This window comes from Azospira sp. APE16 (assembly GCF_047901315.1).
GTDB lineage: Bacteria > Pseudomonadota > Gammaproteobacteria > Burkholderiales > Rhodocyclaceae > Azospira > Azospira oryzae.
The window spans coordinates 1,608,560-1,633,792 of the sequence record NZ_CP179682.1 but is presented as its reverse complement, the minus strand read 5'-3'; the positions used below and the strand labels follow the sequence as shown (position 1 = coordinate 1,633,792).

Below are 25,233 nucleotides of genomic sequence, written 5' to 3'. Positions count from 1 at the left end.
CCCCGCCCGGCAGGATGGCCGGACGGGGGCCGATGCAACATCCGGTAACAACTTGCCGTCCCGGTACGGCCCAGGGGCCCGCTATACTTCGGCTCAAAATTCCTAAGGCTCCGGCCGCGCCCCGATGAAACCCGCAACCATGCCCGTGACGGCACCTGCCCGCTCCGCTTTCGCCCCCCTTCCCCTGACCCTGGCGTTCGCCGCGGTCCTGGCCGCCGCCCCGGCCCTGGCCCTGGACCCCCTGGGCAGCGATGCCCTGGCGCCACCCCGGCCGACCCTCGGCGGCAGCGAGGGCCAGGGCGCCAATCCCTGCCCCGAGCAGCCGGTGAGCGGCCCCCTGTCCCTCACCGAGGTGGTGGAGCGGGCCCTCTGCCACAATCCCCAGACCCGGGAAGTGTGGGCCAACGCCCGGGCCCAGGCGGCCCTGGTGGGCGTGGCCCAGGCGGCCTACCTGCCCGGCCTCAGCCTCAGCGCCGGCCAGAGCCGCAACCGCAACGACAGCCGCAAGCCGGAGAGCTACACCCAGAAAAATGCCGGCCTGACACTTTCCTACCTGCTGTTCGACTTCGGCGCCCGGGCCGCCACCCTGGAGAATGCGCGGCAGTTGCTGGCCGCCGCGGCCGCCACCCAGGACAGCACGGTGCAGGCCGTGTTCCTCGCCGCCCTGCAGGCCTACTACCAGGTCCAGGCCACCGAGGCGGCCCTGGTGGCCGCCCGGGAATCGGAACGGGCCAGCCTGGAAAGCTTCAACGCCGCCGATGCCCGCTACAAGGTGGGCACCGCCACCCCGGCGGACCGGCTGCAGGCCCAGACCGCCTACTCCCAGGCCTCCCTCAAGCGCATCCAGGCCGACCGGGATTTCAAGAATGCCCAGGGCACCCTGGCCAACGTCATCGGCGGCGAGGCCCACCGTCCGCCGGCCCTGGTGCCGGCCACGCCGGTGGTCGCCCCGACCCGGGAATTCACGGCGGATGTGGACGCCCTGGTGGCGGAAGCCCGGCGCCGCCGGCCCGACCTGGTGGCGGCGGAGGCCCAGTACCAGGCGGCCCAGGCCAATGTGGAAGCGGTGCGCGCCGCCGGCCTGCCCACCCTGTCCCTCAGCGCCGGCCCGGCCTACCAGGATCTGGGCGGCAACGTCAGCAATACCTCGAGCATCGGCGTCACCCTCAACGTGCCCCTGTTCACCGGTTTTTCCACCACCTACAAGGTGCGCAACGCCGAATCACTGAAGGAAGCCCGGGAAGCCCAGCGGGAGCGCATCCGCCAGCAGGTGGCCCTGGACGTGTGGAAGGCCTATCAGGGCCTCATCACCGCCGGCCAGTCCCTGCAGACCACCGCCGACCTCCTGGTCTCCGCCGAGGCGGCGGAAAAGGTCGCCCTGGGCCGCTACAAGGCCGGTCTGGGCAGCATCCTGGACGTCCTCAACGCCCAGAGCGCCCTGGCGGCGGCCCGCCAGCAGCGGGTCCAGGCCACCTTCGAGTGGAACGTCTCCCGCGCCACCCTGGCCCAGTCCATGGGCAACCTGGACATTTCCCTGCTGCAAAGCCTCCCCGACGCAGCCACCGCCAATGCCGGCCAGTCCGCCGCCAGCGGCCCCATCCAAGGCTCCAACTGATCATGAAACGCCCCCAGAAGAAAACCGTCGTCCTGATTCTGGCCGCCCTGCTCCTCGCCGGCAGCGGCTACGTCGCCTACCAGAAGCTCACCGCCCCGGGCCTGGAGCAGCGCTACAAGCTGCAGACCCTGGAAAAGGGGGAACTGACCCAGAGCGTCTCGGCCAACGGCACCCTCAACCCGGTGACCCTGGTCAATGTGGGTACCCAGGTTTCCGGCACGGTGAAAAAGCTCTACGTGGATTTCAACGACCAGGTGAAGCAGGGCCAGATATTGGCCGAGCTGGACGACTCCCTCTATTCCGCCCAGGTGCACCAGAGCGATGCCAACATCGCCAGCGCCAGGGCCTCCCTGGACCTGGCCATCGCCAGCGAGGAACGCATGAAGTCCCTCTTCGCCCAGGAATACGTCAGCCGCCAGGAGCTGGACCAGGCGGTGCAGGCCCGCCGCAGCGCCCAGGCCCAGCTCAACCAGTACAAGGCGGCCAACGACAAGGACCGGGCCAACCTGGGCTACTCGGTGATCCGCTCCCCGGTTTCCGGCGTGGTGGTGGATCGGCAGATCGACGTGGGCCAGACCGTGGCCGCCAGCTTCCAGACCCCCACCCTGTTCAAGATCGCCCAGGATCTGACGGCCATGCAGATCTACACCAGCTTCGCCGAGGCCGACATCGGCAACATCAAGGTGGGCCAGCCGGTGAAGTTCAATGTGGATGCCTTCCCCAACCGCCAGTTCAAGGGCGAGGTGAAGCAGGTGCGGCTCAACCCCACCACCCAGCAGAACGTGGTCACCTACAACGTGGTGGTGGTGGTGGACAACCCGGAGCAGATTCTCCTGCCGGGCATGACCGCCTATGTGAACATCGCCGTGGCCAAGCGCAGCGAGGTGCTGCTGGTGCCCAACGCGGCCCTGCGCTACAAGCCCAACGGCGGCCAGAAGCCGGCTCCGAATGCCGCCAGCAATGCCGCCGCCAATGGCGCCCCGGCCGGCGGCCCGCCGGGAGCAGCCGGCCCCGGCAACGGCAAGGGTGCCGGCGAGCGCCAGCGCAAGCGGGACAGCGCCAGCGGCACCGTCTACGTGCTGCGCGGCGGCGAAGTGGTGCCGGTCAGCGTCAGCCTGGGCATCACCGACAACCGCAACACGGAAATCGTCGGCGGCGAACTCAATGCGGGGGACCAGGTGATCGTCGGCGAGAACCTGCCGGACGGCGCCAATGCCGGCGGCAGCAGCGGCGGCACCATGCGCATGAGGATGTTCTGATGAGCGCTGCGACGGCCTCCGCCGACGCGGCGGCGGTGATCGAGGTGGCCGGCCTGGACAAGGCCTACGACACCCCCATGGGCCCCTTCCCGGTGCTCAAGGGCGTCAGCCTTGCCATCCATGCCGGCGAGTTCGTCGCCATCATGGGCCCCTCCGGCTCCGGCAAGTCCACCTTCATGAACATCCTGGGCTGCCTGGACCGGCCCAGCGGCGGCGACTACATCCTCGACGGCAAGCACGTCTCGGCCCTGGACAAGGACCAGACCGCCCTGCTGCGCAACCGCACCATCGGCTTCGTCTTCCAGGGCTTCAACCTGCTGCCGCGCATGAGCCTGGAGGACAACGTGGCCCTGCCCCTGGTCTATTGCGGCGTGGACAAGGAAGAGCGGCGCCAGCGGGCCCGGGAACTGCTGGCCAAGGTGGGCCTGGGCCAGTACGCCAAATCCCTGCCCAACCGCATCTCCGGCGGCCAGCAGCAGCGGGTGGCCATCGCCCGGGCCCTGGTGAACCGGCCCCGCCTGATCCTGGCCGACGAGCCCACGGGCAACCTGGACAGCCACACCAGCGAGGAGATCATGGCCCTGTTCGAGGAACTGAACCGGGAGGGCATCACCATCGTCCTGGTCACCCACGAGCCGGACATCGCCCAGCACGCCAAGCGCCAGGTGCGCTTCCTCGACGGCCGCATCGTGCACGATGCGCCGACCCACCACGACCTGCCCGCCGGGGAGACCCAGCCATGCTGACCGCCATGCTCGGCGAAGCCTGGCGCGCCATGGGCGCCAACCGGCTGCGCACCTTCCTCACCATGCTCGGCATGGTCATCGGCGTCGGCGCCGTGGTGCTGATGCTGGCCATCGGCCAGGGCGCCCAGTACGCCGTGGCCCAGTCCATCAATTCCATGGGCAGCAACCTGTTCATCGTCCTCTCCGGCTTCACCAACGCCGGCGGCGTGCGCAGCGGCAGCGGCAACGCCCCCACCCTGACCGTCACCGATGCGGAAGCCATCACCGAGCTGGACGGGGTGGAAACGGCGGCGCCGGTGCACCAGGGCTCGGCCCAGCTGGTGTATGGCTCGAGCAACTGGAACTCCTACGTCATCGGCACCACGCCGGCCTATCTGGACGTGCGCTCCTGGGCCCTGGTGGACGGCTCCCCCTTCACCGATTCGGACCTGCGGGCCTCGACCCGGGTGGCCCTGATCGGCAAGACCGCGGCCCAGAACCTGTTCGGCGCCGAGAACCCGACGGGCAAGACCCTGCGCATCGGCCAGGCCCCCTTCCTCATCCTCGGCGTGCTGGCGCCCAAGGGCCAGAGCCTGGACGGGCGGGACCAGGACGACGTGCTCATCGTTCCCCTCACCACGGCCCAGCGCAAACTCTTCGGCACGCCCTTCCAGGGTTCGGTGCGGGCCATCATGGTCAAGGCCGCGGCGCCCGAGGTGATGCCGGCGGTGGAAAATTCCATGAACGCCCTGCTGCGCCAGCGGCACCGCATCCGCCCCGGCCAGGACGACGACTTCAACGTGCGCAACCTCACCGCCGTGGCCGATTCGGCGGCGGAGACCACCCGCATCATGTCCCTGCTGCTGGGCGCCATCGCCTCCGTCTCCCTGCTGGTGGGCGGCATCGGCATCATGAACATCATGCTGGTCTCGGTCACCGAACGGACCCGGGAAATCGGCATCCGCATGGCCATCGGCGCCCGGGAGAAGGACATCCTGACCCAGTTCCTGCTGGAGGCCATCGTCATCTCCATCGCCGGCTGCCTCATCGGCCTGCTGCTGGGCATCGGCGGCGCCGTGCTGACCAACCTGCTCACCGGCACCGCGGTGATCATCTCCGGCAGTTCGGTCATCGTCGCCTTCAGCGTCGCCGCCGGGGTCGGCATCTTCTTCGGCTACTACCCGGCCCGCAAGGCCGCCCGCCTGGACCCCATCGAGGCCCTGCGCTACCAGTAAAACTTCACAAGGCCCTGCCCCACCAGGCAGAAGGGACGCCACTCTCCACCGCATCACCGCGGAGAATGGCGTCCCTTCTGCGTTTCAGGCCAGGTCATAAAGGCGGGCCACAGAGGGCACAGAGAACACAGAGTTAAGGCGTCGCCGTGGCAAAGCTGGGGGCGAAAGCTGGGGGCGAAAGCTGGGGGCGAAAGCTGGGGGCGAAAGCTGGGGGCGAAAAAAACGGCGGCCCGTGGCCGCCGTTTCAACTCTCTGTGTTCTCTGTGCCCTCTGTGGCTAAGCTTTCCCCGCCTCAGTCGATGCGGAAGAAAGCGATGTTCTGCTTCAGCCGCTCGGCCTGGGAATGGAGTTCCTGGGCCGTGGCCGCCAGTTCCTCGGAGGCGCTGGCGTTGTGCTGGGTGGTCTGGTTCACCTGGCTGATGGCCTGGCTGATCTGGCCGGCGCCGATGGCCTGCTCCTCGGAGGAGGCGGCGATTTCCTTGACCAGCTGGGCGGTCTTTTCGATGTTGGGCATCATGTCCTGGAACAGGCGCCCGGCGTTTTCCGCCTGCTCCACGCTCTTGCCGGCCAGTTCGCCGATCTCGTGGGCGGCGGCCTGGGAACGCTCGGCCAGCTTGCGCACCTCGCCGGCCACCACGGCGAAGCCCTTGCCGTGCTCGCCGGCCCGGGCCGCCTCGATGGCGGCGTTGAGGGCCAGCAGATTGGTCTGGTAGGCGATCTCGTCCACGATGCCGATCTTGTCGGCGATCTGCTTCATGGCCTCCACCGTGGCGCCCACGGTCTTGCCGCCGACCTGGGCATCGCTGGCGGCCCGGGCCGACATGTCCTGGGTCAGGTGGGCGTTGTCCTTGTTGTGCTCGATATTGGCCGACATCTGCTCGATGGAGGCGGAGGTCTCCTCGACGCTGGCGGCCTGCTCGGAGGCGGACTGGGAGAGGCTGTGGGAGGTGACGCTGACCTGGTCCGAGGCATTGACCAGGGCGTCGGCGCTGACCCGCACCTCCTGGATGACCTTGCGGGTGCGGTCGATCATGCGTTCGGCCGCCTGCAGCATGAGGCCGATTTCGTCCCTGGCATCGGAGGAGGCATGGACCGTCATGTCGCCCTCGGCCAGGGCCTCCATCACCTTCTGCATGCGCTGCACCGGCCCGACGATGGTCTTCATCAGATAGACGGAGAAACCGATGAGCAGGATCAGGCCGCCGATGGCCAGGCTGCCCTGGGTGGTGGCGGCCTTGAAGAAGACCGCGTCCACGTCGTCGATGTAGATGCCCGAGCCCACCAGCCAGCCCCATTCCTTGAAGGCCTTGACGTAGGAGATCTTCTCCACCGGCTCGCTCTTGCCCGGCTTGGGCCAGAAATAGGCGTAGTAGCCCTGGCCCACGTCCCGGCCGATGCGGGACATTTCCGAGAACAGGCGGTTGCCCTTGGGGTCCTTGGTCTCGGCGAAGTTCTTGCCATCCATCTCCGGCTTGATGGGATGCATGACGATGTTGGCGTTGAAGTCCATGAGGAAGAAATATTCCTCGCCCTCGTAACGCAGGCCCTTGATGGCGGCGGCGGCGGTCTGCCGCGCGTCCTCCTCGGAGAGGCGGCCGGTCTGCTGCTCCCGGTAGTAGTAGGCCAGGATGCCGTGGGCCGTTTCCACCACGTTCTTGGTCTTCAGCTTGCGGTCTTCCAGCAGGTTTTCCTTGAGCAGGAACAGCCCCTGGCCGGAATTGACGAGGAAGCCGGCGACCGCCAGGGCCACCAGCAGGAAAAGCTTCCAACCCAGCTTCATGTTTTTCATCGATTGTCTCCCGCCTCTCAACCCTTAGTTGTGCCAGCGATATTGTTTTGGTCGGCCCCTCCCCGCCTCAGTCGGCGGGGCTGCCGCAGGCTATTCTAGCCATTTTGTCGCCGTCTTTGCGCATCGCTTTTGGCACTGGCCTGCCGGGGCGGGTAAAATGGCGGGCTTGAGGTGGTGGCCCCGGCGCCGCGACCTGTCCACCATCCCTGCCCACCATCCCGCCCACGCCCCATGTCCGCAAACCGCCGCCTCCTGGACCGCAGCCTTGCCGCTGTCTGGCATCCGTGCACCCAGATGCAGCACCACCTGGCGGCCGACGGACTGCCCCTGATCCCCGTCCAGAGCGGCGAGGGGGTATGGCTGACGGACTTCGACGGCCGCCGCTACCTGGACGGGGTCAGCTCCTGGTGGGTCAATCTCTTCGGCCACCGCAACCCGCGCATCAACGCTGCCCTCAGGGACCAGCTGGAAACCCTGGAGCACGTGATCCTGGCCGGCTTCACCCACGAGCCGGTGGTGCAGCTCTCCGAGCGCCTCTCCGCTCTCACCGGCGGCGCCCTGGGCCACGCCTTCTACGCCTCCGACGGCGCCTCGGCCACCGAGATCGCCCTGAAGATGTCGCATCATTACTGGCGCAACACGGGCCAGCCGGAGAAGACCGATTTCCTTTGCCTGGAAGGCAGCTACCACGGCGAGACCGTGGGCGCCCTGGCGGTCACCGACGTGGCCCTGTTCAAGGATGCCTACGCCCCCCTGATCCGCCCCGCCGCCGTGCTGCCCTCCCCCGACGCCCGCCTGGCGCGGGACGGCGAGACCGCCGCCGACGTGGCCCGGCGCGCCGCCGCGGCCCTGGAAGCCCATCTGCAAGCCCACCACGACCACATCGCCGCCCTCATCGTGGAGCCCCTGATCCAGTGCGCCACCGGCATGGCCATGCACGATCCGCTCTACCTGAGTCTGGCGCGGCAGGCCTGCGACCGCTACGGCGTGCACCTCATCTGCGACGAGATCGCCGTGGGCTTCGGCCGCAGCGGCACCTTCTTCGCCCATGAGCAGGCCAACATCCGGCCGGACTTCCTCTGCCTCTCCAAGGGCATCACCGGCGGCTACCTGCCCCTCTCCGTGGTGCTGACCACCGACACCGTGTATGAAGCCTTCCTCGACGATGCCGTGACCCGGGGCTTCCTCCACTCCCATTCCTACACCGGCAACGCCCTGGCCTGCCGGGCCGCCCTGGCCACCCTGGACATCTTCGAGCAGGACGACGTGATCGCCGCCAACCGGCAGCTCTCGGAGCGCCTGCACCAGCTGTTGGAACCCCTGCGCCAGCATCCCCGGGTGCGCCACTACCGGCGCCGCGGCATGATCCTGGCGTTCGACGTGGAGGGGGCCGACGCTTCCTTCTCCCGCCGCTTCTACAAGGCCGGCCTGGAGCGGGAACTGATGCTGCGCCCCATCGGCAACACGGTCTATCTGATGCCGCCCTACGTGCTCTCCGAGGACGAGGCCCGCCATCTCTGCCAGGGCACCCTGGCCACCCTGGAGGCCACACTCGCATGATCTGGGAAAGCCTGGACGCCGAACTCAAAGCCATCGAAGCCGAAGGCCTGACCCGCCGCCGCCGCATCGTCGATTCCCCCTGCGGGCCGGAAATGGTGGCGGACGGCAAGCCGGTGCTGGCCTTCTGCAGCAACGACTACCTGGGCCTGGCCAACCACCCGGAAATCGCCGAGGCCATGGCCGAGGGCGCCCGGCAGTGGGGCGCCGGCTCCGGCGCCTCCCATCTGGTGAGCGGGCATCTGCGCCCCCACCACCAGCTGGAAGAAGCCCTGGCCGCCTTCGTCATGCGCCAGCGGGCCCTGTATTTCTCCACCGGCTACATGGCCAACCTGGCCATGATTCCGGCCCTGGTGGGCCGGGGCGACGCGGTCTTCGCCGACAAGCTCAACCACGCCTCCCTCATCGATGCGGTGCAGCTCTCCCGGGCCGACAGCCACCGCTACCGGCACCTGGACCTGGCCCATCTGGAAAGCCAGCTGGCCGCCAGCCAGGCGCCGCGCAAGATGATCGTCACCGACGCCATCTTCAGCATGGACGGCGACATCGCCCCCCTGGAAGAACTCTACGAACTGGCCGAGAAATACGACACCTGGCTGGTCATCGACGACGCCCACGGCTTCGGCGTGGTGGGCCAGGGCCGGGGCAGTGCCGCCGCGGTAAAGCTCATTCCCTCGCCCCGGGTCCTCTACATGGGCACCCTGGGCAAGGCCGCCGGCGTCTCCGGCGCCTTCGTCGCCGGCAGCGCCAAGGTCCTGGAATGGCTGCTGCAGAAGGCCCGCACCTACATCTTCACCACCGCCGCCAGCCCGGCCGTGGCCTGCGCCCTGCAGAAGAGCCTGGAGCTGATCGCCGCCGGCAGCGAGCGCCGGGCCCATCTGGTGACCCTCATCGCCCGCCTGCGCCTGGGCCTGGAACCCCTCTGCGCCGAGCGGGGCTGGCAGCTGCTGGATTCCCCTACCCCCATCCAGCCCCTGGTCATCGGCGACAACGAACCCACCCTGGCCCTGAGCCGGGCCCTGCTGGAGCGGGGCATCTGGGTGCCCGCCATCCGCCCGCCCACCGTGGCCAAGGGCCAGGCCCGGCTGCGCATCACCCTTTCCGCCGCCCACACCGTGGGCCAGGTGGACGCCCTGGTGGCGGCCCTGGCCGAATGCGGGCCGCTGAAAAATTGAGTCCGACGCCATGAATTCCCCCGCCAAGCGCCCCCTGGCCCTGCTCCACGGCTGGGGCCTGGATTCCCGGGTGTGGGAGGCCCTGCTGCCCCACCTGACGCCCCATTTCTCCGTCACCCGGCTGCAGTTGCCCGGCTATCCGGGCCGCCCCGACGGCGCCGACTCGGTGGCCGCCACCGTGGACGCCCTGCTGGCCGACGTGCCCGAGGGCGCCCTGCTGCTCGGCTGGTCCCTCGGCGGCCAGCTGGCCCAGCTGATGGCGGCCCGGCCCCCCAAGCGCATCGCCGGCCTGGTGCTGGTGGCCACCTCGCCCCGCTTCCTCGCCGGCAAAGGCTGGAATGCCGGCCAGCCGGCCAGCCTGCTCGGCGGCTTCTCCGCCGCCGTGGGCCTGGCCCCGGGCCCGGTACTGCCGCGCTTCGCCACCCTGATGAACCAGGGCGACAGCCTGGCCAAGGACATCAACCGCCAGCTGGCGCCCCTGACCAAGGCCCCCCTGGCGGAAAAGGCCGCCCTGCTGCGGGGTCTGGACTGGCTGCGGGACCTGGATCTGCGCCCCCTGGCGCCCAAACTGCCCCATCCGGCCCTGGTCATCCACGGCGAGGCCGATCCCCTGATGCCGGTGGAGGCCGCCCGCTGGCTGGCCGCCCAGCTGCCCCACGGCCAACTGCAGCTCATGGCGGAGGCCGCCCACACCCCCTTCCTGCACGATCCGGCTGCCTTCGCCGGCCATCTGCAGGCCTGGGCGGAAGGACTGCCCGCCTGATGGAAAAACGCCACATCCGCCGCGCCTTCGACCGGGCCGCCGACTCCTACGACCAGGCCGCCGCCCTGCAACGCCAGGTGTGCGACGCCCTGGAATCCTCCCTGCCGCCCGGGGACGGCCAGCTGCCCGCCGGCTTTCTCCTCGATGCCGGCTGCGGCACCGGCTACGGCGCCGGCCTGCTGGCCCACCGCTATCCGGGCCGCCCCCTGCTCCTGGCCGACTTCGCCCCGGCCATGCTGGCCCGAGCCCGGGAAGGGGACAACGGCGGCCTGCCGCTGTGCGCCGACCTGGAGCACCTGCCCCTGGCCGCCGGCGGCGCCGCCCTCTACTGGTCCAGCCTGGCCGTGCAGTGGTGCGACCTGGGCCACAGTCTCAAGGAAGCGGCCCGGGTGCTGGCGCCCGGCGGCGTCCTCGCCTTCAGCACCCTGGGGCCCGGCACCTTCGCCGAACTGGGGGAGGCTTTCGCCGGCATCGACAGCCATCGCCACGTGCTGCCCTTCGCGCCTCCGGCCACCTGCGGCGAAGCCATGCTCGGCGCCGGTTTCCAGGAACTGCGGGTGGAGCGGCGCAAGCTGCAGATCTTCTACCCGGACCTGCGCAGCCTGCTGCGGGCCATCAAGGACATCGGCGCCAACCAGGTGGGCGGTGCCCGTCGCACCGGCTTCCTCGGCAAGGCCGCCTGGAAGACCGTGGAAGCGCGCTACGAACGCCACCGCAGCGCCGCCGGCCTGCCCGCCACCTACGACGTGGTGCTGTGTACGGCGGTGAAGTGAGCGGGGGGAAATTCTTTTTTGCCACAGAGGGCACAGAGAACGCTGAGGGGAAGAACCATCCGGCTGCCACGGCCGGCGGCAGCATTCCGTCCCCTCTGTTATTTCAGGCTTTTCTCTGTGATCTCTGTGCCCTCTGTGGCCAACGCCTTTCAGTGAGGACCGCACCATGAAACAGGGTTATTTCATCGCCGGCACCGATACGGAAATCGGCAAGACCTTCTCCGCCTGCGCCCTGCTGCACGCCGCCCGGCGCCAGGGGCTGTCGGCCCTGGCCATGAAGCCGGTGGCGGCCGGCACCGAGGCCGACGGGGATAACGACGACGTGCGCCGCCTGATGGCCGCCGCCTCCGTGGTGGCGCCCCGGGACCTGGTCAATCCCTATCTGTTCGCCCCGCCCATCGCTCCCCACATCGCCGCCGCCGAAGCCGGCCGGCCCATCAAGGCGGCGGTGATCCGCCATGCCTTCCAGGAGCTCAAGCCCCTGGCCGAGGTGCTGATCGTGGAAGGAGTGGGCGGCTGGCGCGTGCCCCTGGGGGACGATTTCGACGCCGCCGACCTGGCCCGGGAACTGGGCCTGCCGGTGATCCTGGTGGTGGGCATGCGCCTGGGCTGCATCAGCCACGCCCTGCTCACGGCCGAATCCATCGCCGCCCAGGGCCTGCCCCTGGCGGGCTGGGTGGCCAACCGCATTGATCCGGCCATGAGCCGCTTCGAGGAAAACCTGGCCTGCCTGGAGCGGGCCCTGCCGGCGCCCCTGCTGGGCGTCATTCCCCACGGCGTGGACGCTGCCGCGGCCGGCGACCTGCTGCGCCTGCCCTAGGCGCCCGGCAACAAACCCCTGCGGGCACCCGGCCAGGAGGCGCATCCCTGGCCGATGTCCGGCATGGCATGACGGAAAGCGCTACCGGACGGGCGTCTCCGGCCTGCCGTTTCAGGCGGCGGGCGCGCCCGCCAAGAGTTCCTGGCGCACCAGTTCCAGTTCTTCCTGCAGTTGCCGCACCAGCACGCCCAGGGTTTCCACGTGGCCGCCCTTGGCCCGGGTTTCCAGTTCCAGTTCCAGGGCCAGGGCCGTGCCGCGGCCGGCGCTGAAGGTGGCCAGCAGCCCTTTCAGGGTGTGGGCCTCCCGCGACAGGGCCTCCATGTCCTGCCCCGTCAGGGCGGCGTTGAGGCGCTGCAGGTAGTTGGGCAGGTCGTCGCTGAACATTTTCACCAGCATGGCGAACAGTTCCTCGTCCCCTTCCAGGCGGGCCACGGCTTCGGCCCGGTCGCAGCGGCGCAGCGCCGCCGGCGCCGACTCGAAAGGGGCCGCGGCAGCCGCCGCCTGGCCGTCTGCGGGTATCGCCGCAGCGGCGCCGGCCTGGCGCAACAGCTCGGACGGCAGCACATCGGCCATGGCAGAGAAGAATTCGTCCCGGCGCAGGGGCTTGGAAACGTAGCCGTCCATGCCCGCCTCCAGGCACAGTTCCCGGTCCCCGGCCATGGCGTTGGCGGTCATGGCGACGATGGGCAGGTGCTTGCCGTCGCCCCGGGCCGCTTCCGCCGCCCGGATGCGGCGGGTGGCTTCGAGGCCGCCCATGACCGGCATCTGCATGTCCATCAGCACCAGGTCGAAATGGTCCGTCGCCAGGGCCGCCAGGGCCTGCTGGCCGTTGTCCGCCAGGGTCACCCGGTGGCCCCGCTTCCGCAGCAGGGTCAGCACCAGTTTCTGGTTCACCGGGTTGTCCTCGGCCACCAGCAGGCGCAGGGGCGGCAGCACCACCTCGCCCCGACCGGCGTCGGCCTTGCCACTCTCGGCCGGACCGGCCACGGCCTCCAGGCGGGCGGTGAAGTGGAAGGTGCTGCCCTGGCCCGGGTCGCTCTCCACCCACATGTGGCCGCCCATCAGGCGCACCAGCCGGGTACAGATGGTGAGGCCCAGGCCGGTGCCGCCGAAGCGGCGGGTGACCGAGCTGTCGGCCTGGGAGAAGGCCTCGAAGATGAGCTGCTGCTTGTCCGCCGGAATGCCGATGCCGGTGTCGCTGACGGCGAAGTGCAGGAGCCCGTCCCGGGCTTCGACGCGCACCGCCACCTGACCTTCCTCGGTGAATTTGATGGCGTTGCCCACCAGGTTGATGAGCACCTGGCGCAGCCGCCCCGGATCCCCCAGATAGCCGTCGGCCACCTCCTCCGGCACCTCGCAGCGCAGCGTCAGGCCGCGCTGGCGGGCGCGCAGTTCCAGGGGCTTGAGAGTTTCCCGCAGCAGCTGGCGCAGGTGGAAGTGGATGTGCTCCAGCTCCAGCTTGCCGGCCTCGATCTTGGAGAAGTCCAGGATGTCGTTGATGATCACCAGCAGGGCGTCGGCGGAGGACTTGACCATCTCCAGGTAGTCCCGCTGCTCCGGCGTCAGGGCCGAATCCAGGGCCAGGTCGGTCATGCCCAGGATGCCGTTCATGGGGGTGCGGATTTCGTGGCTCATGTTGGCCAGGAATTCGCCCTTGGCCCGGTTCGCCGATTCCGCCGCCTCCTTGGCCTGCTGCAGTTCCAGCTCCGCATGCTTGCGCTCCGTGATGTCGCGGAACAGCCACAGGTGGCCCCGGTAGTCCTCCGGCTGGGCCACCTGGGGGAAGAGGTAGATGGGAATGTAGTCCCGCTCCAGGACGCGCCCGTCGGCCAGGCGGATTTCCTCGCCGAGGACGGCGCGCCGGTCCTCCACCACCGCCTCCACCCGGGGCACGAACCGGGCCCCGTCGGCGCACAGGCCCTGCAGGTGCTGCAGCACCAGGCGGCAATCCACCCCCACCAGTTCCTGGGGGTCCACATCCAGTTCGAACAGCTGGCCCAGGGCCTGGTTGGCCAGCACGATCTGGCGGTTCTCGTCCTCCACCAGGATGCCCGCCTGCATGCTCTCGATCAGGGCCGAGAGGCGGGAGGTGGTGGCCATGAGGAAGTCCTCGTCCCGCTTGCGCTCGGTGATGTCCTGGAAAGCGGCCACGGTGCCGGTGAAGCGCTCGCCCTCGAAGAGGGGCACGGAAACGACGGAGATGGGGAAGACGCTGCCATCGCTGCGGGTGAAGGCATCCAGCTCGGAACGGAAGGGCCGGCTGGCCACCGCCGGCGAGTGCAGGGGGCATTCGTCCTGGCTGACGTGGAAGCCGGTGGCGGTCTGGAAGTGGATGGTGTGGTGCACATCCTTGCCCAGCAGCTCCTGGCGGCGCCAGCCGAGCATGCGCTCGCCCTCGGCGTTGATGAAGGTGCAACGCCCCTCGGCATCGGTGGCGATGACCCCTTCCCCCAGGGCGTCGGTCAGGCTCTGCAGGAAGCGGCTGTTTTCCTCGATGGTCTCTTCCTGCTGCTTGAGGCGGCGCGAGGCCCGGTTGAGGGCCTGCACCAGCTCGCCGATCTCCAGGCTGCCGTGGTAGGCCGGCAGGCTCTGACCCCGCAGCACGTCGAGGCGTGAGGCGAAATCCGTGGCCTGGCGCAGGGCCCGCAGGGGCCGCAGGAGGAACAGCAGCAACAGGGTGGTGCTGCCGATGATGGCCGCCAGGGCGGTGACGATGCTGTCCTGCCAGATGTGGCGCCGGGCGTCGGCCAGCAGGTCGAGGCCGATCTCCAGACGCAGCCAGCCCAGCACCTGGCCGTTGGCGACCGGCTGCCACAACAGCAGACGGCGGCCGGCCGGGGTTTCCAGCAGGTTGGAGCGGGGCTCCTCGCCATGGGGCGGCAACAGGCGGGACACGCCGTATTCGGCGCTGGAGCCGCCCTGGGCATCCTTGCGCACCGAAGCCAGGACCTTGCCCCTGGCGTCGATCAGGGTCAGGGCCTGGATGTCCGGATACTCGGCGGAGCGCAGCAGGAAATACTCGAGGGCGCTCTCGTCCCCCAGCACCATCTGGGGCGCCGCGGTGAGGGCGATGTTCTCGGCCAGGGCCTGGCTGTGGCGAGTGATGGTTTCCTGGGACAGATCGGCCTGCTCCTGCACCGTGTAGGCGGTGAAGGCGAACACGGTAAGCATGAACAGCAGGGACACCAGCAGCGCCACCTGGGAACTGATGCGGTAGGGCAGCAGGCTGAAGCGGCGGCGGACGGCAGGAGTCTGGTTCATGGGCAAGGGCCGGAAGAACGGAAAGTGCGCCAAAAGGGCCGCGACGAAAGGGTCCGGCGGGGCCGGGGAAGCGCCTGCCGGCGGCGGGCTGCAAAGCCCCGCCCCACGGTGTTTTTCGTGACGATTTGTAACCGCAAAGTATAGCAGAGGCGCCATGGACAGCCCGGGGGAAAGCCGCCATAATCCAGCGACCCCAGCACGGCTGCATGCCCCTTTCCGGATACCCATGAAGTTTCTCTTCGACCTGTTCCCCGTCCTCCTCTTTTTCATCGCCTTCAAGTTCGCCGGCATCTACGTCGCCACCGCCGTGGCCATCGCCGCCACCTTCGGCCAGATCGGCTGGCTCAAGCTGCGCCGCCAGCCGGTGGACACCATGCTCTGGGTCAGCCTGGCCATCATCGTCATTTTCGGCGGCGCCACCCTGGTGCTGCACGACGAGACCTTCATCAAGTGGAAGCCGACGGTGCTGTACTGGATGTTCGCCCTGATCCTGGGCGGCGCCACCCTGTTCTTCCGCCGCAACCTGATCCGCAGCCTGATGCAGGAAAAGATGGAACTGCCCGATGTCGCCTGGCAGCGCATGAATCTGTCCTGGATCGCCTTTTTCAGCCTCATGGGGGCCCTCAACCTCTATGTGGCCTTCCACTACCCCACGGAAACCTGGGTCAATTTCAAACTGTTCGGCGGCATGGGCCTGATGCTGGTGTTCGTCCTCATCCAGGGGGCCATGCTGTCCAAGTACGTGAGCGACGAGGAGAAAAACTGATGCTCTACATCATCATCGGCGAAGACCGCCCCGGCAGCCTGGAGGCCCGTCTGGCCGCCCGTCCCGCCCACCTGGAGCGGCTCACCCAGCTGCAGCAGGAAGCCCGCCTGATCCTGGCCGGCCCCTGCCCTGCCATCGACTCCCCCGATCCCGGCCCGGCCGGCTTCTCCGGCAGCCTCATCGTCGCCGAGTTCGCCTCCCTGGAAGCCGCCCGCGCCTGGGCCGATGCGGACCCCTATGTGGCCGCCGGCGTCTACGCCCAGGTCACGGTCAAGCCCTTCAAGAAGGTGCTGCCGGCGTGAGCGACACCCTGGCCGAAATGCAGCGGCGGCTGGCCGTGCTGGCCCCCCTGCGTCTGCACATCGACGACGAGTCGGCGGCCCACCGGGGCCATGCCGGCGCTGCCGGCGGCGGCGGTCATTACCGCCTGACCCTGGTCAGCGCCGCCTTTGCCGGCAAGAACACGGTGGCCCGCCACCGCCTGGTCTACGACGCCCTGGGCGACATGATGCGGGGGCCCATCCATGCCCTCGCCATAAATGCCCTGACGCCGGACCAAGACTCCGTATAATCGCGTTTTACCCCACCCATCACACAGCACAAGGACAAGTTCATGCAGACTATTTCCAAGTCCGCTTCCAAGCTGGCCGCCGCCCTGGTTTGCGGCGCCCTTCTCTCGGCCAATGCCATGGCCCAAAAGGCTCCCGCCGCCGTGGTGGTGAACGGCACCGCCGTGCCCCAGAGCCTGGCTGACGCCTTCATCGCCGAACAGAAGGCCCAGGGCGCCCCCGAAGGTCCGGAACTGCGCGCCGCCGTGCGCGAGGAACTGGTCCGCCGCGAAATCCTCAGCCAGGAAGCCAAGAAGAAGGGCCTGGACAAGAAGGCCGACGTCGCCGCCCAGATGGGTCTGGCCTCCCAGGCCGTGCTGATCCGCGCCTTCATCCAGGACTACCTGGCCAAGCACCCGGTCACCGATGCCCAGCTGAAGAAGGACTACGAAGAGATCAAGTCCAAGCTCGGCGGCAAGGAATACAAGGCCCGCCACATCCTGGTGGACAACGAAACCGAAGCCAAGGTGATCCTGGACAAGCTGAAGAAGGGCGAGAAGTTCGAGGAATTGGCCAAGCAATCCAAGGACCCCGGCTCCAAGGACAACGGCGGCGACCTGGGCTGGGCCAACCCCAGCAACTACGTCAAGCCTTTCGCCGACGCCCTGGTGCGCCTGGAAAAGGGCAAGCTGACCGACGCCCCGGTGAAGTCCGACTTCGGCTGGCACATCATCCAGCTGGAAGACACCCGCCCCCTGAACCCGCCTCCCTTCGACCAGGTCAAGGGCCAGCTGCAACAGCGCGCCCAGCAGCAGATCGTGGAAAACATGGTCAAGGACCTGCGCGCCAAGGCCAAGGTGGAATAAGCCTGCTGGCGGCCTCTCCCCGGAGAGGCCCGCCGATCAAGGGGGAGCGGCCCATGGCCCTCCCCCTTTTTTTCGTCCTACGTCATCGCCATGTAACCTCCCCCGCCTACAGTGGCGATCCTGCCTCCCTGGTGGAGAAGACGATGACCGCCGCCTCCCTGCTCGAACGCCTTGCCCTCAATTTCCGCGCCCACTCCCTGCCCGGCGCCGAAGAAGCCGACATCCTGCTCGAACTGATCCGGGAAGGCCGGCTCACTCCCGTCTTCCAGCCGATCCTGGATTACCGGGGCCAGTCCTACATGGGCTTCGAGGGCCTCATCCGGGGCCCCATCGACTCCCCCCTGCACACCCCGGCCGCCCTCTTCGAACTGGCCCGCCGCCTGGACCTGACCATGGAGCTGGAGCGGGCCTGCCGCATCGCCATCTTCCGCGCCTTCGCCCAGCTGAACCTGCCCGGCAACCTCTTCGTCAATGTCAGCCCCGGCTGCCTCAAGGACCCGGAATTCCGCAACGGCGAAACCCAGGGCCTGCTGCGGGAACTGGGCCTGTCCCCCAGCCGCATCATCATCGAACTGACGGAAAACCAGCAGATCGAGGACTTCGCCGACCTCCACGACGCCCTCATGCACTACCGGGGCCAGGGCTACCGCATCGCCATCGACGACCTGGGGGAGGGTTTCTCCAACCTGCGCCTGTGGTCGGAGCTGCGCCCCGAATACGTGAAGATCGACCGGCACTTCATCCAGGGCATCGCCGACGACGCCCTCAAGTTCAAGCTGGTCAGTTCCATGCACGAGATCGCCGAAACCTGCGGCGCCTACATCATCGCCGAGGGCATCGAGACCGAGGCCGACTTCACCACCGTGCGCGACCTGGGCATCGCCTGCGGCCAGGGCTTCTTCATCGCCCGCCCGGCGCCAACGCCGCGAACCCTGCCGGAAAGCGACACCCTGGCCGCCCTGAAGAACCGCCAGATCGCCATCTTCCCCAATGCCGGCGGCGCCGGCGGCAGCACCGCCCGGGCCCTCAGCCACTTCATCGAGCCCATCGCCCCGGACGCCTGCAACGACATGGTTTACCAGCGCTTCGAGGACAACCCGGAACTGCACGTGCTGCCGGTGGTGCACCAGGGCCAGCCCCTGGGCCTGATCAACCGTCACAACCTGATCGACCGCTTCGCCCGCCCCTTCCGCCGGGAGCTGTACGGCAAGAAGCCGTGCACCCTGTTCATGGACCCGGCGCCCCTGGTGGTGGACCAGAACCTGTCGGTACAGGAGGTGGGGCTGATGATCGCCCGGGCCGCCAAGCACTATCTCTACGACGGCTTCGTCATCACCGACCAGGGTTCCTACGTCGGGGTCGGCAGCGGCCAGGACCTGATGGCCATGATCACGGAAATGCAGATTTCCGCCGCCCGCTACGCCAATCCCCTGACCCAGCTGCCGGGCAACGTGCCCATCAACGAGCATGCCGAGCGCCTGCTGGAGAGCCAGACGGCCTTTGCCGCCTGCTACTACGACATCGACAACTTCAAGCCCTTCAACGACGCCTACGGCTACCGCAAGGGCGACGACGTGATCCAGATGCTGGGGCTGCTCATGGCGGAAGTGGCGGACCCGCGCCTGGACTTCATCGGCCACATCGGCGGCGACGACTTCATCATCCTGTTCCAGAGCCCGGACTGGGAGGAGCGCTGCGCCCGCGCCCTGCGCCTGTTCGACCAGCGCATGCCGGCCCTGGTGGCGCCGGAAGACCTAGCCCGGGGCGGCTTCGTCGGCGAGGACCGCAAGGGCCGCACCGTCTTCAATCCCCTGCCCTCCCTTTCCATCGGCGCCCTGCGGGTGGAGCCGGGCCTCTTCAGCTCCCACCACGAGGTGGCGGCGGCGGCCAGCATGGCCAAGAAGCAGGCAAAAAGACAGGCCGGGAGCACCCTTTTCATCGAGCGCCGCCGGCCTGGCCTGGCGGCCGCAGCCGCCATCTGATTACCGTATCGTTGGGGGCGGCTAGAGGGCGCCCTTGGACTTGAGGAAAGGCACGTAGGCCCGGTCTACCTGGCAGATGTGGTGCACCAGCCATTCCTTGAGGAAATCCAGGGCTTCCATGGTCACCTCTTCCCCATCCTCGAAACGCATCAGCAGATCCATGGCCTTGCCCGTGAAACCATCGTGTTCGGCCTTGTGGGCCGGGGTTTCCGGGTAACCGAACTGCTGGAACAACACCTCCTCGACGATGAAGTGGTTGTGGGTGTAATCCACCAGCCCCTCCAGAATCTGCCCCACCTTGTCCCGGCTGGGGGCCGGGGCGGACAGCTCGTCGTGCAGCGCGTTGGTCTGATCCACGAGCCAGTGGTGCTGCCGGTCGATCTCGGCCAGCCCCAGTTCCAGCTCCTTGGTCCATGGCATGAATGCCATCGCATACCTCCCTGAAAGTTGAGGGCCGTTCCTGTGGCGCGGCGCCGGATCTTCTGTCCGGCTGCCGCCCCCGGCCCTGGGTGTTCCTAACCCACCCAGCGGCGGGCGTTGCGGAACATGCGCATCCAGGGGCTGTCTTCGCCCCAGGCGCTAGGATGCCATGACATTTGCACGGAGCGGAAGACCCGTTCCGGATGCGGCATCATGATGGTGAAGCGACCGTCGGCGGTGGTGAAGCCGGTGACGCCGGCAGGCGAGCCGTTGGGGTTGTAGGGATAGACCTCGGTGGGCGCACCCTTGTTGTCCACATAGCGCAGGGCCACCAGGGCCTTGGCCTGGTCCTGGGCGTTGGCGAACTGGGCCCGGCCCTCGCCGTGGGAGACGACGATGGGCATGCGGGAACCGGCCATGCCGGCGAAGAACAGGGAAGGCGACTCGGTCACTTCGGCCATGACGAAGCGGGCTTCGAACTGCTCCACGATGTTGCGCTGCAGGGCGGGCCAGTGCTCGGCACCGGGCACCAGCTCCTTCAAGGCGCTCATCATCTGGCAGCCGTTGCAGACGCCCAGGGCGAAGGTGTCGGGGCGCTGGAAGAAGGCGGAGAACTCGTCCCGGGCCTTGCCGTTGAACAGGATGGTCTTGGCCCAGCCCTGGCCGGCGCCGAGCACGTCGCCGTAGGAGAAGCCGCCGCAGGCCACGGCACCCTTGAAGTCTTGCAGGGAGACCCGGCCGGCCAGGATGTCACTCATGTGCACATCAACGGAATGGAAGCCGGCCCGGTCGAAGGCGGCGGCCATCTCGTAATGGCTGTTCACGCCCTGCTCTCGCAGAATGGCCATCTTCGGCTTGGCGCCGCTGTTGATGAAGGGGGCGGCCACGTCTTCGGCGATGTCGAAGGTGAGGCTGGCGGAGAGGCCCGGGTCCTGGGTGTCCAGGATGCGGTCGAATTCCTGCTGGGCGCAGTCCGGGTTGTCGCGCAGGGACTGCAGCTTGTAGGAGGTCTCGGACCAGGCCCGTTGCAGGTCCACCCGGCTCTCGGAGAAGAGGGGCTTGGCGTTGCGGAAGACGCGCACCTGGTCCCGGTCGTTGGGGTAGCCCACCAGGGCGTAGCACTGGCCCAGGCCGGCCTCGCGCAGGATGGCGGTGATCTTCTCCCGGTCGGCCCGGCGAATCTGCACCAGGGCGCCCAGTTCCTCGTTGAACAGGGCCTTGACCAGCAGTTCCATGGAGCGGCCCTCGAGCAGGTCGGGGCGCTTCTCGGCGCCATCCACATCGTTCTGCAGGGGGTCGTAGGCCAGGATGTCGGCGTTGATGGTGATACCGCAACGGGAGGCGAAGGCCATCTCGCAGGCAGCGGCGAAGAGGCCACCGTCGGAACGGTCATGGTAGGCCAGCAGCAGGCCGTCCTGGTTGAGCTGCTGCACCACGGCGAAGAAGGCTGCCAGCAGCTTGGGCTCATCCAGATCGGGCACCTGTTCGCCGGTGGCGTTGTAGACCTGGGCCAGGGCGGAGCCGCCCAGGCGGTTCTTGCCGGCGGAGAGGTCCAGCAGCAGCAGTTCGGTTTCGCCCTGGTCCAGTTGCAGCACCGGGGTCAGGGTGCGGCGCACATCCGGGCTGTGGGCAAAGCCGGTGACGATGAGGGACAGGGGGGAGACCACCTGCTTCTTTTCACCGCCCTCTTCCCAGGCGGTGCGCATGGAGAGGGAATCCTTGCCCACGGGGATGGAAAGCCCCAAGGCCTGGCACACCTCGGAGGTGGCCTTGACCGTGTCGAAGAGACGGGCGTCCTCGCCCGGGTAGCCGGCGGCGGCCATCCAGTTGGCGGAGAGCTTGACGTCGGAGAGCTTGTTGATGGGGGCGGCGGCCAGGTTGGTCACCGCCTCGCCCACGGCCATGCGGCCGGAAGCGGGGGCGTCGAGCACGGCCAGGGGGGTGCGCTCGCCCATGGCGAAGGCTTCACCCTGGTAGCCCTGGTAGCCCATCAGGGTCACGGCCACGTCGGCCACGGGCACCTGCCAGGGGCCGACCATCTGGTCCCGGGCGGTCATGCCGCCGACGGAACGGTCGCCGATGGTGATGAGGAAGGTCTTGTCGGCCACGGAGGGCAGCTGCAGCACCCGGTAGCCCGCATCCTTGAGATTGATGCTGTCGGCGGCAAAGGGCACGGCGGCGGGCGCCTGGTGTACGGCCTCCCGGGTCATGCGCGGCGGCTTGCCGAGCAGGGCTTCCATGTCCATGTCTACCGGGTCCTCGCCCAGCTTGGCGTCGGTCACCTTGAGGCGGCCATCGGCGGTGGTGACGCCGACCACGGCGAAGGGGCAGCGCTCCCGCTCGCACAGGGCCTTGAATTCTTCCAGGCGGGAAGGCGGCAGGGCCAGGACGTAGCGTTCCTGGGATTCGTTGCTCCAGATTTCCGCCGGGCTCATGCCCGGTTCCTCGATGGGCACGGCGCGCAGGTCGAAGGTGGCGCCGCACTGGCCGGAGTGGGCCAGCTCGGGGAAGGCGTTGGACAGGCCGCCGGCACCCACGTCGTGGATGGAGAGGATGGGGTTGCCGTCGCCGGGAGCGGCGATGTCGTTCTTCGGCACGCCCATCTGCCAGCAGCGGTCGATCACTTCCTGGGCGCGGCGCTGGATTTCCGGGTTGCCCCGCTGCACGGAGGCGAAGTCCAGGTCCTCGTTGTTGGCGCCGGTGGCCATGGAGGAAGCGGCGCCGCCGCCCAGGCCAATGAGCATGCCGGGGCCGCCCAGCTGCACCAGCAGGGTGCCGGCGGGGAACACTTCGGCCTTGAAGGACTGGCCGTCCTCGATGTTGCCCAGGCCGCCGGCGATCATGATGGGCTTGTGGTAGCCGCGCACTTCCGGACCCACGTTTTCTTCATAGGTGCGGAAGTAGCCGGTCAGGTTGGGGCGGCCGAATTCGTTGTTGAAGGCAGCGGCGCCGATGGGGCCTTCCAGCATGATGGAGAGGGCCGAGGCGATGCGGGAGGGCTTGCCGATGCTGGTTTCCCAGGGCCGTTCGGCACCGGGCACGAACAGGTTGGAGACGGAGAAACCGCAGAGGCCGGCCTTGGGCTTAGAGCCGCGGCCGGTGGCGCCCTCGTCGCGGATCTCGCCGCCAGAGCCGGTGGAGGCGCCGGGGAAGGGAGAAATGGCGGTGGGGTGGTTGTGGGTTTCCACCTTGGTCAGGATGTGGGTCAGCTCTTCCCTGTAGGCGTAGGAGCCGTCGGCCTGGGGGTAGAAACGGGGCACCGTGGCACCCTCGATGATGGAGGCGTTGTCCGCATAGGCCATCACCGTGCCCTGGGGATTGGCCTTGTGGGTGGCCTTGATCATGCCGAACAGGGTCTCGTCGCGGGCTTCCCCATCCACCACCCAGGCAGCGTTGAAGATCTTGTGGCGGCAGTGTTCGGAGTTGGCCTGGGCGAACATCATCAGTTCCACGTCGGTGGGGTTGCGCCCCGCCTTCTGGTAGATGTCCAGCAGGTAGTCGATTTCGTCCTCCGACAGGGCCAGGCCCAGGTCGGTGTTGGCCGCCACCAGGGCGGGCCGGCCGCCGGCCAGCAGGTCCACGCGGGACAGGCGCTGGGCTTCGAAATGGCGGAACAGGCCGGCGGTCTCGTCGAAGTCGGCCATGACGGATTCGGTCATGCGGTCGTGCAGCTGGGCCGCCACGGCAGCCCGCTCCTCGGCGGAAAGGCTGCGGCCGCCCGGGGTGCGCACCCAGTAGGCGATGCCCCGCTCGATGCGTTCGACGGCGGCAAGGCCCGCATTGATGGCAATGTCGGTGGCCTTGGAGGACCAGGGGGAAATGGTGCCGATGCGGGGCGTCACCAGGAACAGTTCCAGGTCGTCGCCGCGTTCCTCGCCGTGACGCTCTTCGAGCAGTCTGGCCAACTGGCCGCGGGCATCGTCGGCCAGGGGCTGGTCGAGCTGCACGAAGTGCCAGTAGTCCGCTTCCACCCCGGCCACGGCGGGCACGGCGGCGCTCAATCGAGCCTGGAGACGTTGCAGACGGAAAGCGGAAAAGGCGGGAGCGCCACGCAGGAAGATGATGTCGGCCATGGGATTTCGAGAGGGAGTGGCTGAAGGGGTAAGGCGAAAGGCGGGATTATACCCGCTTGGCGCCCCCCTAGCCCGGGGTAACGACGGTGTCTGCGGGGAGCCCGGCAGGCGGCGCCGCCACCACCCGGTTGCGCCCGGCCCCCTTGGCGGCGTAGAGCGCCCGGTCGGCCTGCAGCAGCAGTTCTTCCGCCGAGGCCAGATCGCTGCTGTAAGCGGCAATGCCGATGCTGACGGTGAACTGCACCACGCCCTGGGGCGTCGGGATGCGGATCTCGGCCACCTTCTGGCGCAGGCGCTCGGCCACGGGCTGAGCCTGTTCCACCGTGGTCACCGGCAGCAGGATGCCGAATTCCTCACCCCCCAGGCGGGCGAACTGGTCGGACTGGCGCAGGCAGGACTGGGCGGCGGCGACAAAGGCGCCGAGGGCCTTGTCGCCGACGGCATGGCCATAGCCGTCGTTGATGCGCTTGAAGAAATCCAGGTCCAGCACCATCAGGCTGAAGTCGTCGTCGTGGCGCTGACTGCGGGAAAACTCCCGGGTCAGGGAGGCCATGAAATGACGCCGGTTGAGGCAGCCCGTCAGGTCGTCGGTGCTGGCCATGCGGAACAGTTCGCAGCGGGCCCGTTCCTGGTCCCGCAACAGCCAGATGAGGCGGCCGGAAGCGGCCAGGGCGAAGACGGTGAGGATCAGCCCCACCAGGGTGATGACCGTGGCGTCCAGCTCCCAGCGGGCCAGGATGTCGTCGGTGGCGGCGGCCACCACCACCAGGGGAAAATCGTCCATGGCGGCATAGGAGGTGAGCTTGCTGACGCCGTCGGTGGCGCTGGAGGAAGAAAACTCCACCCCCCGGGGCGCCCGGGGCAGGAAGTCGGCAAAGACGTCGGTCTGGGCCGCCGACTTGCCCAGCAACTGGGGCAGGTGGGGAGCCCGGGCCAGCAGGGTGCCGTCCCGGCGCAGCAGGGTGATGGCGCCGTTGGGGCGGATGCGCTCCTGCTCGAAGACGCCGGCGAAATAGTCCACCCGGATGGAGGCGAGCAGCACCGTCACGTCGTGGCTGCTCCGCTGCAGGGGCACGGAGATGGGGATCAGCCAGTGGCCGTTCTCCCGGCTCTGCACCGGGGTGCCGATGTAGAAGCCGCGCCGTCCGGCGTCGCCCTGGGCAAGGAAATAGTCCCGGTCGCCGACCCGGGCGTTGGGCTTGGGGCCTTCGGCGGGAATGCGGTAGAGGGCGCCGTCGCGCTTCACCAGGCGCAGCTGGATGGCATTGCCGGAAGCCCGGTAGAAGCCTTGCACCAGGGCGGAGAACTGGGGATCGGTGAGGGGATCGGCCTGGGGATGGTTGGCCAGCCACAGGTCGGAGGTGTCGAGAAAGACTTCCACCAGCTTGAACATGCGCCGCACCTGCTCTTCCGCGGCGGTGGACAGGCGCACCAGGGTGACCCGGGTGCTGTCGATTTCCAGATCGCGGCTGCGCAGGCTCCAGTAGGCGACGAAGGCCCACAGGCAAAGCAGGAAGACGGCGGTGAGTCCCACCACCAGCCTGATCGAGATACGCTCCGTATCCTTCCCCATGCTCCCCGCCCCTGCCCGTCTGCGCCCTGGATA

At 68.4% G+C, this 25,233-nt stretch carries 19 protein-coding genes; 14 read left to right on the top strand and 5 right to left on the bottom strand.

Features of this window, described 5'->3' with window-relative positions; translation table 11 throughout:
- The first annotated feature begins 124 nt into the window (after positions 1–124).
- Genes ACLSSQ_RS07885 through ACLSSQ_RS07870 form a run of 4 tightly spaced genes read left to right on the top strand, consistent with a single transcriptional unit; the run spans position 125 to position 4,834 of the window.
- Positions 125–1,615, top strand: a complete 1,491-nt coding sequence (locus ACLSSQ_RS07885) for a TolC family protein (protein ID WP_416244242.1) — start codon at positions 125–127, stop codon at positions 1,613–1,615.
- 2 nt (positions 1,616–1,617) lie between these two features.
- On the top strand, positions 1,618–2,874 hold the full coding sequence (locus tag ACLSSQ_RS07880; protein ID WP_416244241.1) for an efflux RND transporter periplasmic adaptor subunit: 1,257 nt from the start codon (positions 1,618–1,620) through the stop codon (positions 2,872–2,874).
- On the top strand, positions 2,874–3,620 hold the full coding sequence (locus tag ACLSSQ_RS07875) for an ABC transporter ATP-binding protein (RefSeq protein WP_152089058.1): 747 nt from the start codon (positions 2,874–2,876) through the stop codon (positions 3,618–3,620). Before ACLSSQ_RS07880 ends, ACLSSQ_RS07875 begins: the two co-directional genes overlap by 1 nt.
- Positions 3,614–4,834: an ABC transporter permease gene (locus ACLSSQ_RS07870; RefSeq protein ID WP_014237894.1), complete on the top strand. Its 1,221-nt coding sequence runs from the start codon at positions 3,614–3,616 to the stop codon at positions 4,832–4,834. The genes ACLSSQ_RS07875 and ACLSSQ_RS07870 overlap by 7 nt, the downstream gene beginning before the upstream one ends.
- A 292-nt stretch (positions 4,835–5,126) precedes the next feature.
- Here ACLSSQ_RS07870 and ACLSSQ_RS07865 read toward each other — a convergent pair whose 3' ends face one another.
- A complete protein-coding gene (locus ACLSSQ_RS07865; protein WP_416244240.1) occupies positions 5,127–6,623 on the bottom strand; it encodes a methyl-accepting chemotaxis protein in 1,497 nt (498 codons plus the stop codon).
- Positions 6,624–6,854: 231 nt separating this feature from the next.
- On the opposite strand from ACLSSQ_RS07865, the gene ACLSSQ_RS07860 reads away from it, so the two are divergent.
- The 5 genes from ACLSSQ_RS07860 (at position 6,855) to bioD (ending at position 11,711) form a co-directional block, all read left to right on the top strand.
- Positions 6,855–8,183 carry an adenosylmethionine--8-amino-7-oxononanoate transaminase gene (locus tag ACLSSQ_RS07860; protein ID WP_416244239.1) on the top strand — a complete coding sequence of 443 codons (1,329 nt, stop codon included), beginning with the start codon at positions 6,855–6,857 and terminating at the stop codon, positions 8,181–8,183.
- Complete coding sequence (gene bioF, locus ACLSSQ_RS07855; RefSeq protein WP_014237897.1) at positions 8,180–9,355, top strand: 8-amino-7-oxononanoate synthase; 1,176 nt, start codon at positions 8,180–8,182, stop codon at positions 9,353–9,355. Before ACLSSQ_RS07860 ends, bioF begins: the two co-directional genes overlap by 4 nt.
- Positions 9,356–9,365: 10 nt before the next feature.
- The gene (locus tag ACLSSQ_RS07850) at positions 9,366–10,118 is read left to right on the top strand and encodes an alpha/beta fold hydrolase (protein WP_416244238.1); all 753 of its coding nucleotides are present in this window, start codon (positions 9,366–9,368) and stop codon (positions 10,116–10,118) included.
- Positions 10,118–10,891 (top strand): malonyl-ACP O-methyltransferase BioC, encoded by a 774-nt coding sequence (gene bioC, locus ACLSSQ_RS07845; RefSeq protein WP_416244237.1) that lies wholly within the window; start codon positions 10,118–10,120, stop codon positions 10,889–10,891. Before ACLSSQ_RS07850 ends, bioC begins: the two co-directional genes overlap by 1 nt.
- 166 nt (positions 10,892–11,057) lie before the next feature.
- Positions 11,058–11,711: a dethiobiotin synthase gene (gene bioD, locus ACLSSQ_RS07840; protein ID WP_416244236.1), complete on the top strand. Its 654-nt coding sequence runs from the start codon at positions 11,058–11,060 to the stop codon at positions 11,709–11,711.
- A 111-nt stretch (positions 11,712–11,822) separates the two neighbouring features.
- Here bioD and ACLSSQ_RS07835 read toward each other — a convergent pair whose 3' ends face one another.
- Positions 11,823–14,972, bottom strand: a complete 3,150-nt coding sequence (locus tag ACLSSQ_RS07835; protein ID WP_416244235.1) for an ATP-binding protein — start codon at positions 14,970–14,972, stop codon at positions 11,823–11,825.
- 226 nt (positions 14,973–15,198) lie between these two features.
- On the opposite strand from ACLSSQ_RS07835, the gene ACLSSQ_RS07830 reads away from it, so the two are divergent.
- The 5 genes from ACLSSQ_RS07830 to ACLSSQ_RS07810 are packed head-to-tail and all read left to right on the top strand — an operon-like array spanning position 15,199 to position 19,134.
- A complete protein-coding gene (locus tag ACLSSQ_RS07830) occupies positions 15,199–15,738 on the top strand; it encodes a septation protein A (protein ID WP_205231229.1) in 540 nt (179 codons plus the stop codon).
- Entirely contained in the window at positions 15,738–16,040 is a 303-nt protein-coding gene (locus tag ACLSSQ_RS07825) for a YciI family protein (protein ID WP_014237903.1), read from the top strand. The genes ACLSSQ_RS07830 and ACLSSQ_RS07825 overlap by 1 nt, the downstream gene beginning before the upstream one ends.
- Positions 16,037–16,309 (top strand): BolA family protein, encoded by a 273-nt coding sequence (locus ACLSSQ_RS07820; RefSeq protein ID WP_014237904.1) that lies wholly within the window; start codon positions 16,037–16,039, stop codon positions 16,307–16,309. Before ACLSSQ_RS07825 ends, ACLSSQ_RS07820 begins: the two co-directional genes overlap by 4 nt.
- A 42-nt stretch (positions 16,310–16,351) precedes the next feature.
- The gene (locus ACLSSQ_RS07815) at positions 16,352–17,152 is read left to right on the top strand and encodes a peptidylprolyl isomerase (RefSeq protein WP_152089051.1); all 801 of its coding nucleotides are present in this window, start codon (positions 16,352–16,354) and stop codon (positions 17,150–17,152) included.
- A gap of 53 nt (positions 17,153–17,205) precedes the next feature.
- Positions 17,206–19,134, top strand: coding sequence for a GGDEF domain-containing protein (locus tag ACLSSQ_RS07810; RefSeq protein WP_205231231.1), 1,929 nt, complete (start codon positions 17,206–17,208; stop codon positions 19,132–19,134).
- A 21-nt stretch (positions 19,135–19,155) separates the two neighbouring features.
- Here ACLSSQ_RS07810 and ACLSSQ_RS07805 read toward each other — a convergent pair whose 3' ends face one another.
- The 3 genes from ACLSSQ_RS07805 to ACLSSQ_RS07795 form a co-directional block, all read right to left on the bottom strand.
- Complete coding sequence (locus ACLSSQ_RS07805; protein ID WP_130458653.1) at positions 19,156–19,563, bottom strand: bacteriohemerythrin; 408 nt, start codon at positions 19,561–19,563, stop codon at positions 19,156–19,158.
- A gap of 86 nt (positions 19,564–19,649) precedes the next feature.
- Positions 19,650–23,627, bottom strand: a complete 3,978-nt coding sequence (gene purL, locus ACLSSQ_RS07800) for a phosphoribosylformylglycinamidine synthase (protein ID WP_416244234.1) — start codon at positions 23,625–23,627, stop codon at positions 19,650–19,652.
- Between the two features lie 67 nt (positions 23,628–23,694).
- Positions 23,695–25,200, bottom strand: a complete 1,506-nt coding sequence (locus ACLSSQ_RS07795; protein WP_416244233.1) for a diguanylate cyclase — start codon at positions 25,198–25,200, stop codon at positions 23,695–23,697.
- Positions 25,201–25,233: the final 33 nt, after the last annotated feature.

Bases quoted from the DNA above. Each gene is read 5' to 3' on its own strand.
- ACLSSQ_RS07885 (WP_416244242.1), top strand. From the start codon at position 125: ATGAAACCCGCAACCATGCCCGTGACGGCACCTGCCCGCTCCGCTTTC.
- ACLSSQ_RS07880 (WP_416244241.1), top strand. From the start codon at position 1,618: ATGAAACGCCCCCAGAAGAAAACCGTCGTCCTGATTCTGGCCGCCCTG.
- ACLSSQ_RS07875 (WP_152089058.1), top strand. From the start codon at position 2,874: ATGAGCGCTGCGACGGCCTCCGCCGACGCGGCGGCGGTGATCGAGGTG.
- ACLSSQ_RS07870 (WP_014237894.1), top strand. From the start codon at position 3,614: ATGCTGACCGCCATGCTCGGCGAAGCCTGGCGCGCCATGGGCGCCAAC.
- ACLSSQ_RS07865 (WP_416244240.1), bottom strand. From the start codon at position 6,623: ATGAAAAACATGAAGCTGGGTTGGAAGCTTTTCCTGCTGGTGGCCCTG.
- ACLSSQ_RS07860 (WP_416244239.1), top strand. From the start codon at position 6,855: ATGTCCGCAAACCGCCGCCTCCTGGACCGCAGCCTTGCCGCTGTCTGG.
- bioF (WP_014237897.1), top strand. From the start codon at position 8,180: ATGATCTGGGAAAGCCTGGACGCCGAACTCAAAGCCATCGAAGCCGAA.
- ACLSSQ_RS07850 (WP_416244238.1), top strand. From the start codon at position 9,366: ATGAATTCCCCCGCCAAGCGCCCCCTGGCCCTGCTCCACGGCTGGGGC.
- bioC (WP_416244237.1), top strand. From the start codon at position 10,118: ATGGAAAAACGCCACATCCGCCGCGCCTTCGACCGGGCCGCCGACTCC.
- bioD (WP_416244236.1), top strand. From the start codon at position 11,058: ATGAAACAGGGTTATTTCATCGCCGGCACCGATACGGAAATCGGCAAG.
- ACLSSQ_RS07835 (WP_416244235.1), bottom strand. From the start codon at position 14,972: ATGAACCAGACTCCTGCCGTCCGCCGCCGCTTCAGCCTGCTGCCCTAC.
- ACLSSQ_RS07830 (WP_205231229.1), top strand. From the start codon at position 15,199: ATGAAGTTTCTCTTCGACCTGTTCCCCGTCCTCCTCTTTTTCATCGCC.
- ACLSSQ_RS07825 (WP_014237903.1), top strand. From the start codon at position 15,738: ATGCTCTACATCATCATCGGCGAAGACCGCCCCGGCAGCCTGGAGGCC.
- ACLSSQ_RS07815 (WP_152089051.1), top strand. From the start codon at position 16,352: ATGCAGACTATTTCCAAGTCCGCTTCCAAGCTGGCCGCCGCCCTGGTT.
- ACLSSQ_RS07810 (WP_205231231.1), top strand. From the start codon at position 17,206: ATGGCCCTCCCCCTTTTTTTCGTCCTACGTCATCGCCATGTAACCTCC.
- ACLSSQ_RS07805 (WP_130458653.1), bottom strand. From the start codon at position 19,563: ATGGCATTCATGCCATGGACCAAGGAGCTGGAACTGGGGCTGGCCGAG.
- purL (WP_416244234.1), bottom strand. From the start codon at position 23,627: ATGGCCGACATCATCTTCCTGCGTGGCGCTCCCGCCTTTTCCGCTTTC.
- ACLSSQ_RS07795 (WP_416244233.1), bottom strand. From the start codon at position 25,200: ATGGGGAAGGATACGGAGCGTATCTCGATCAGGCTGGTGGTGGGACTC.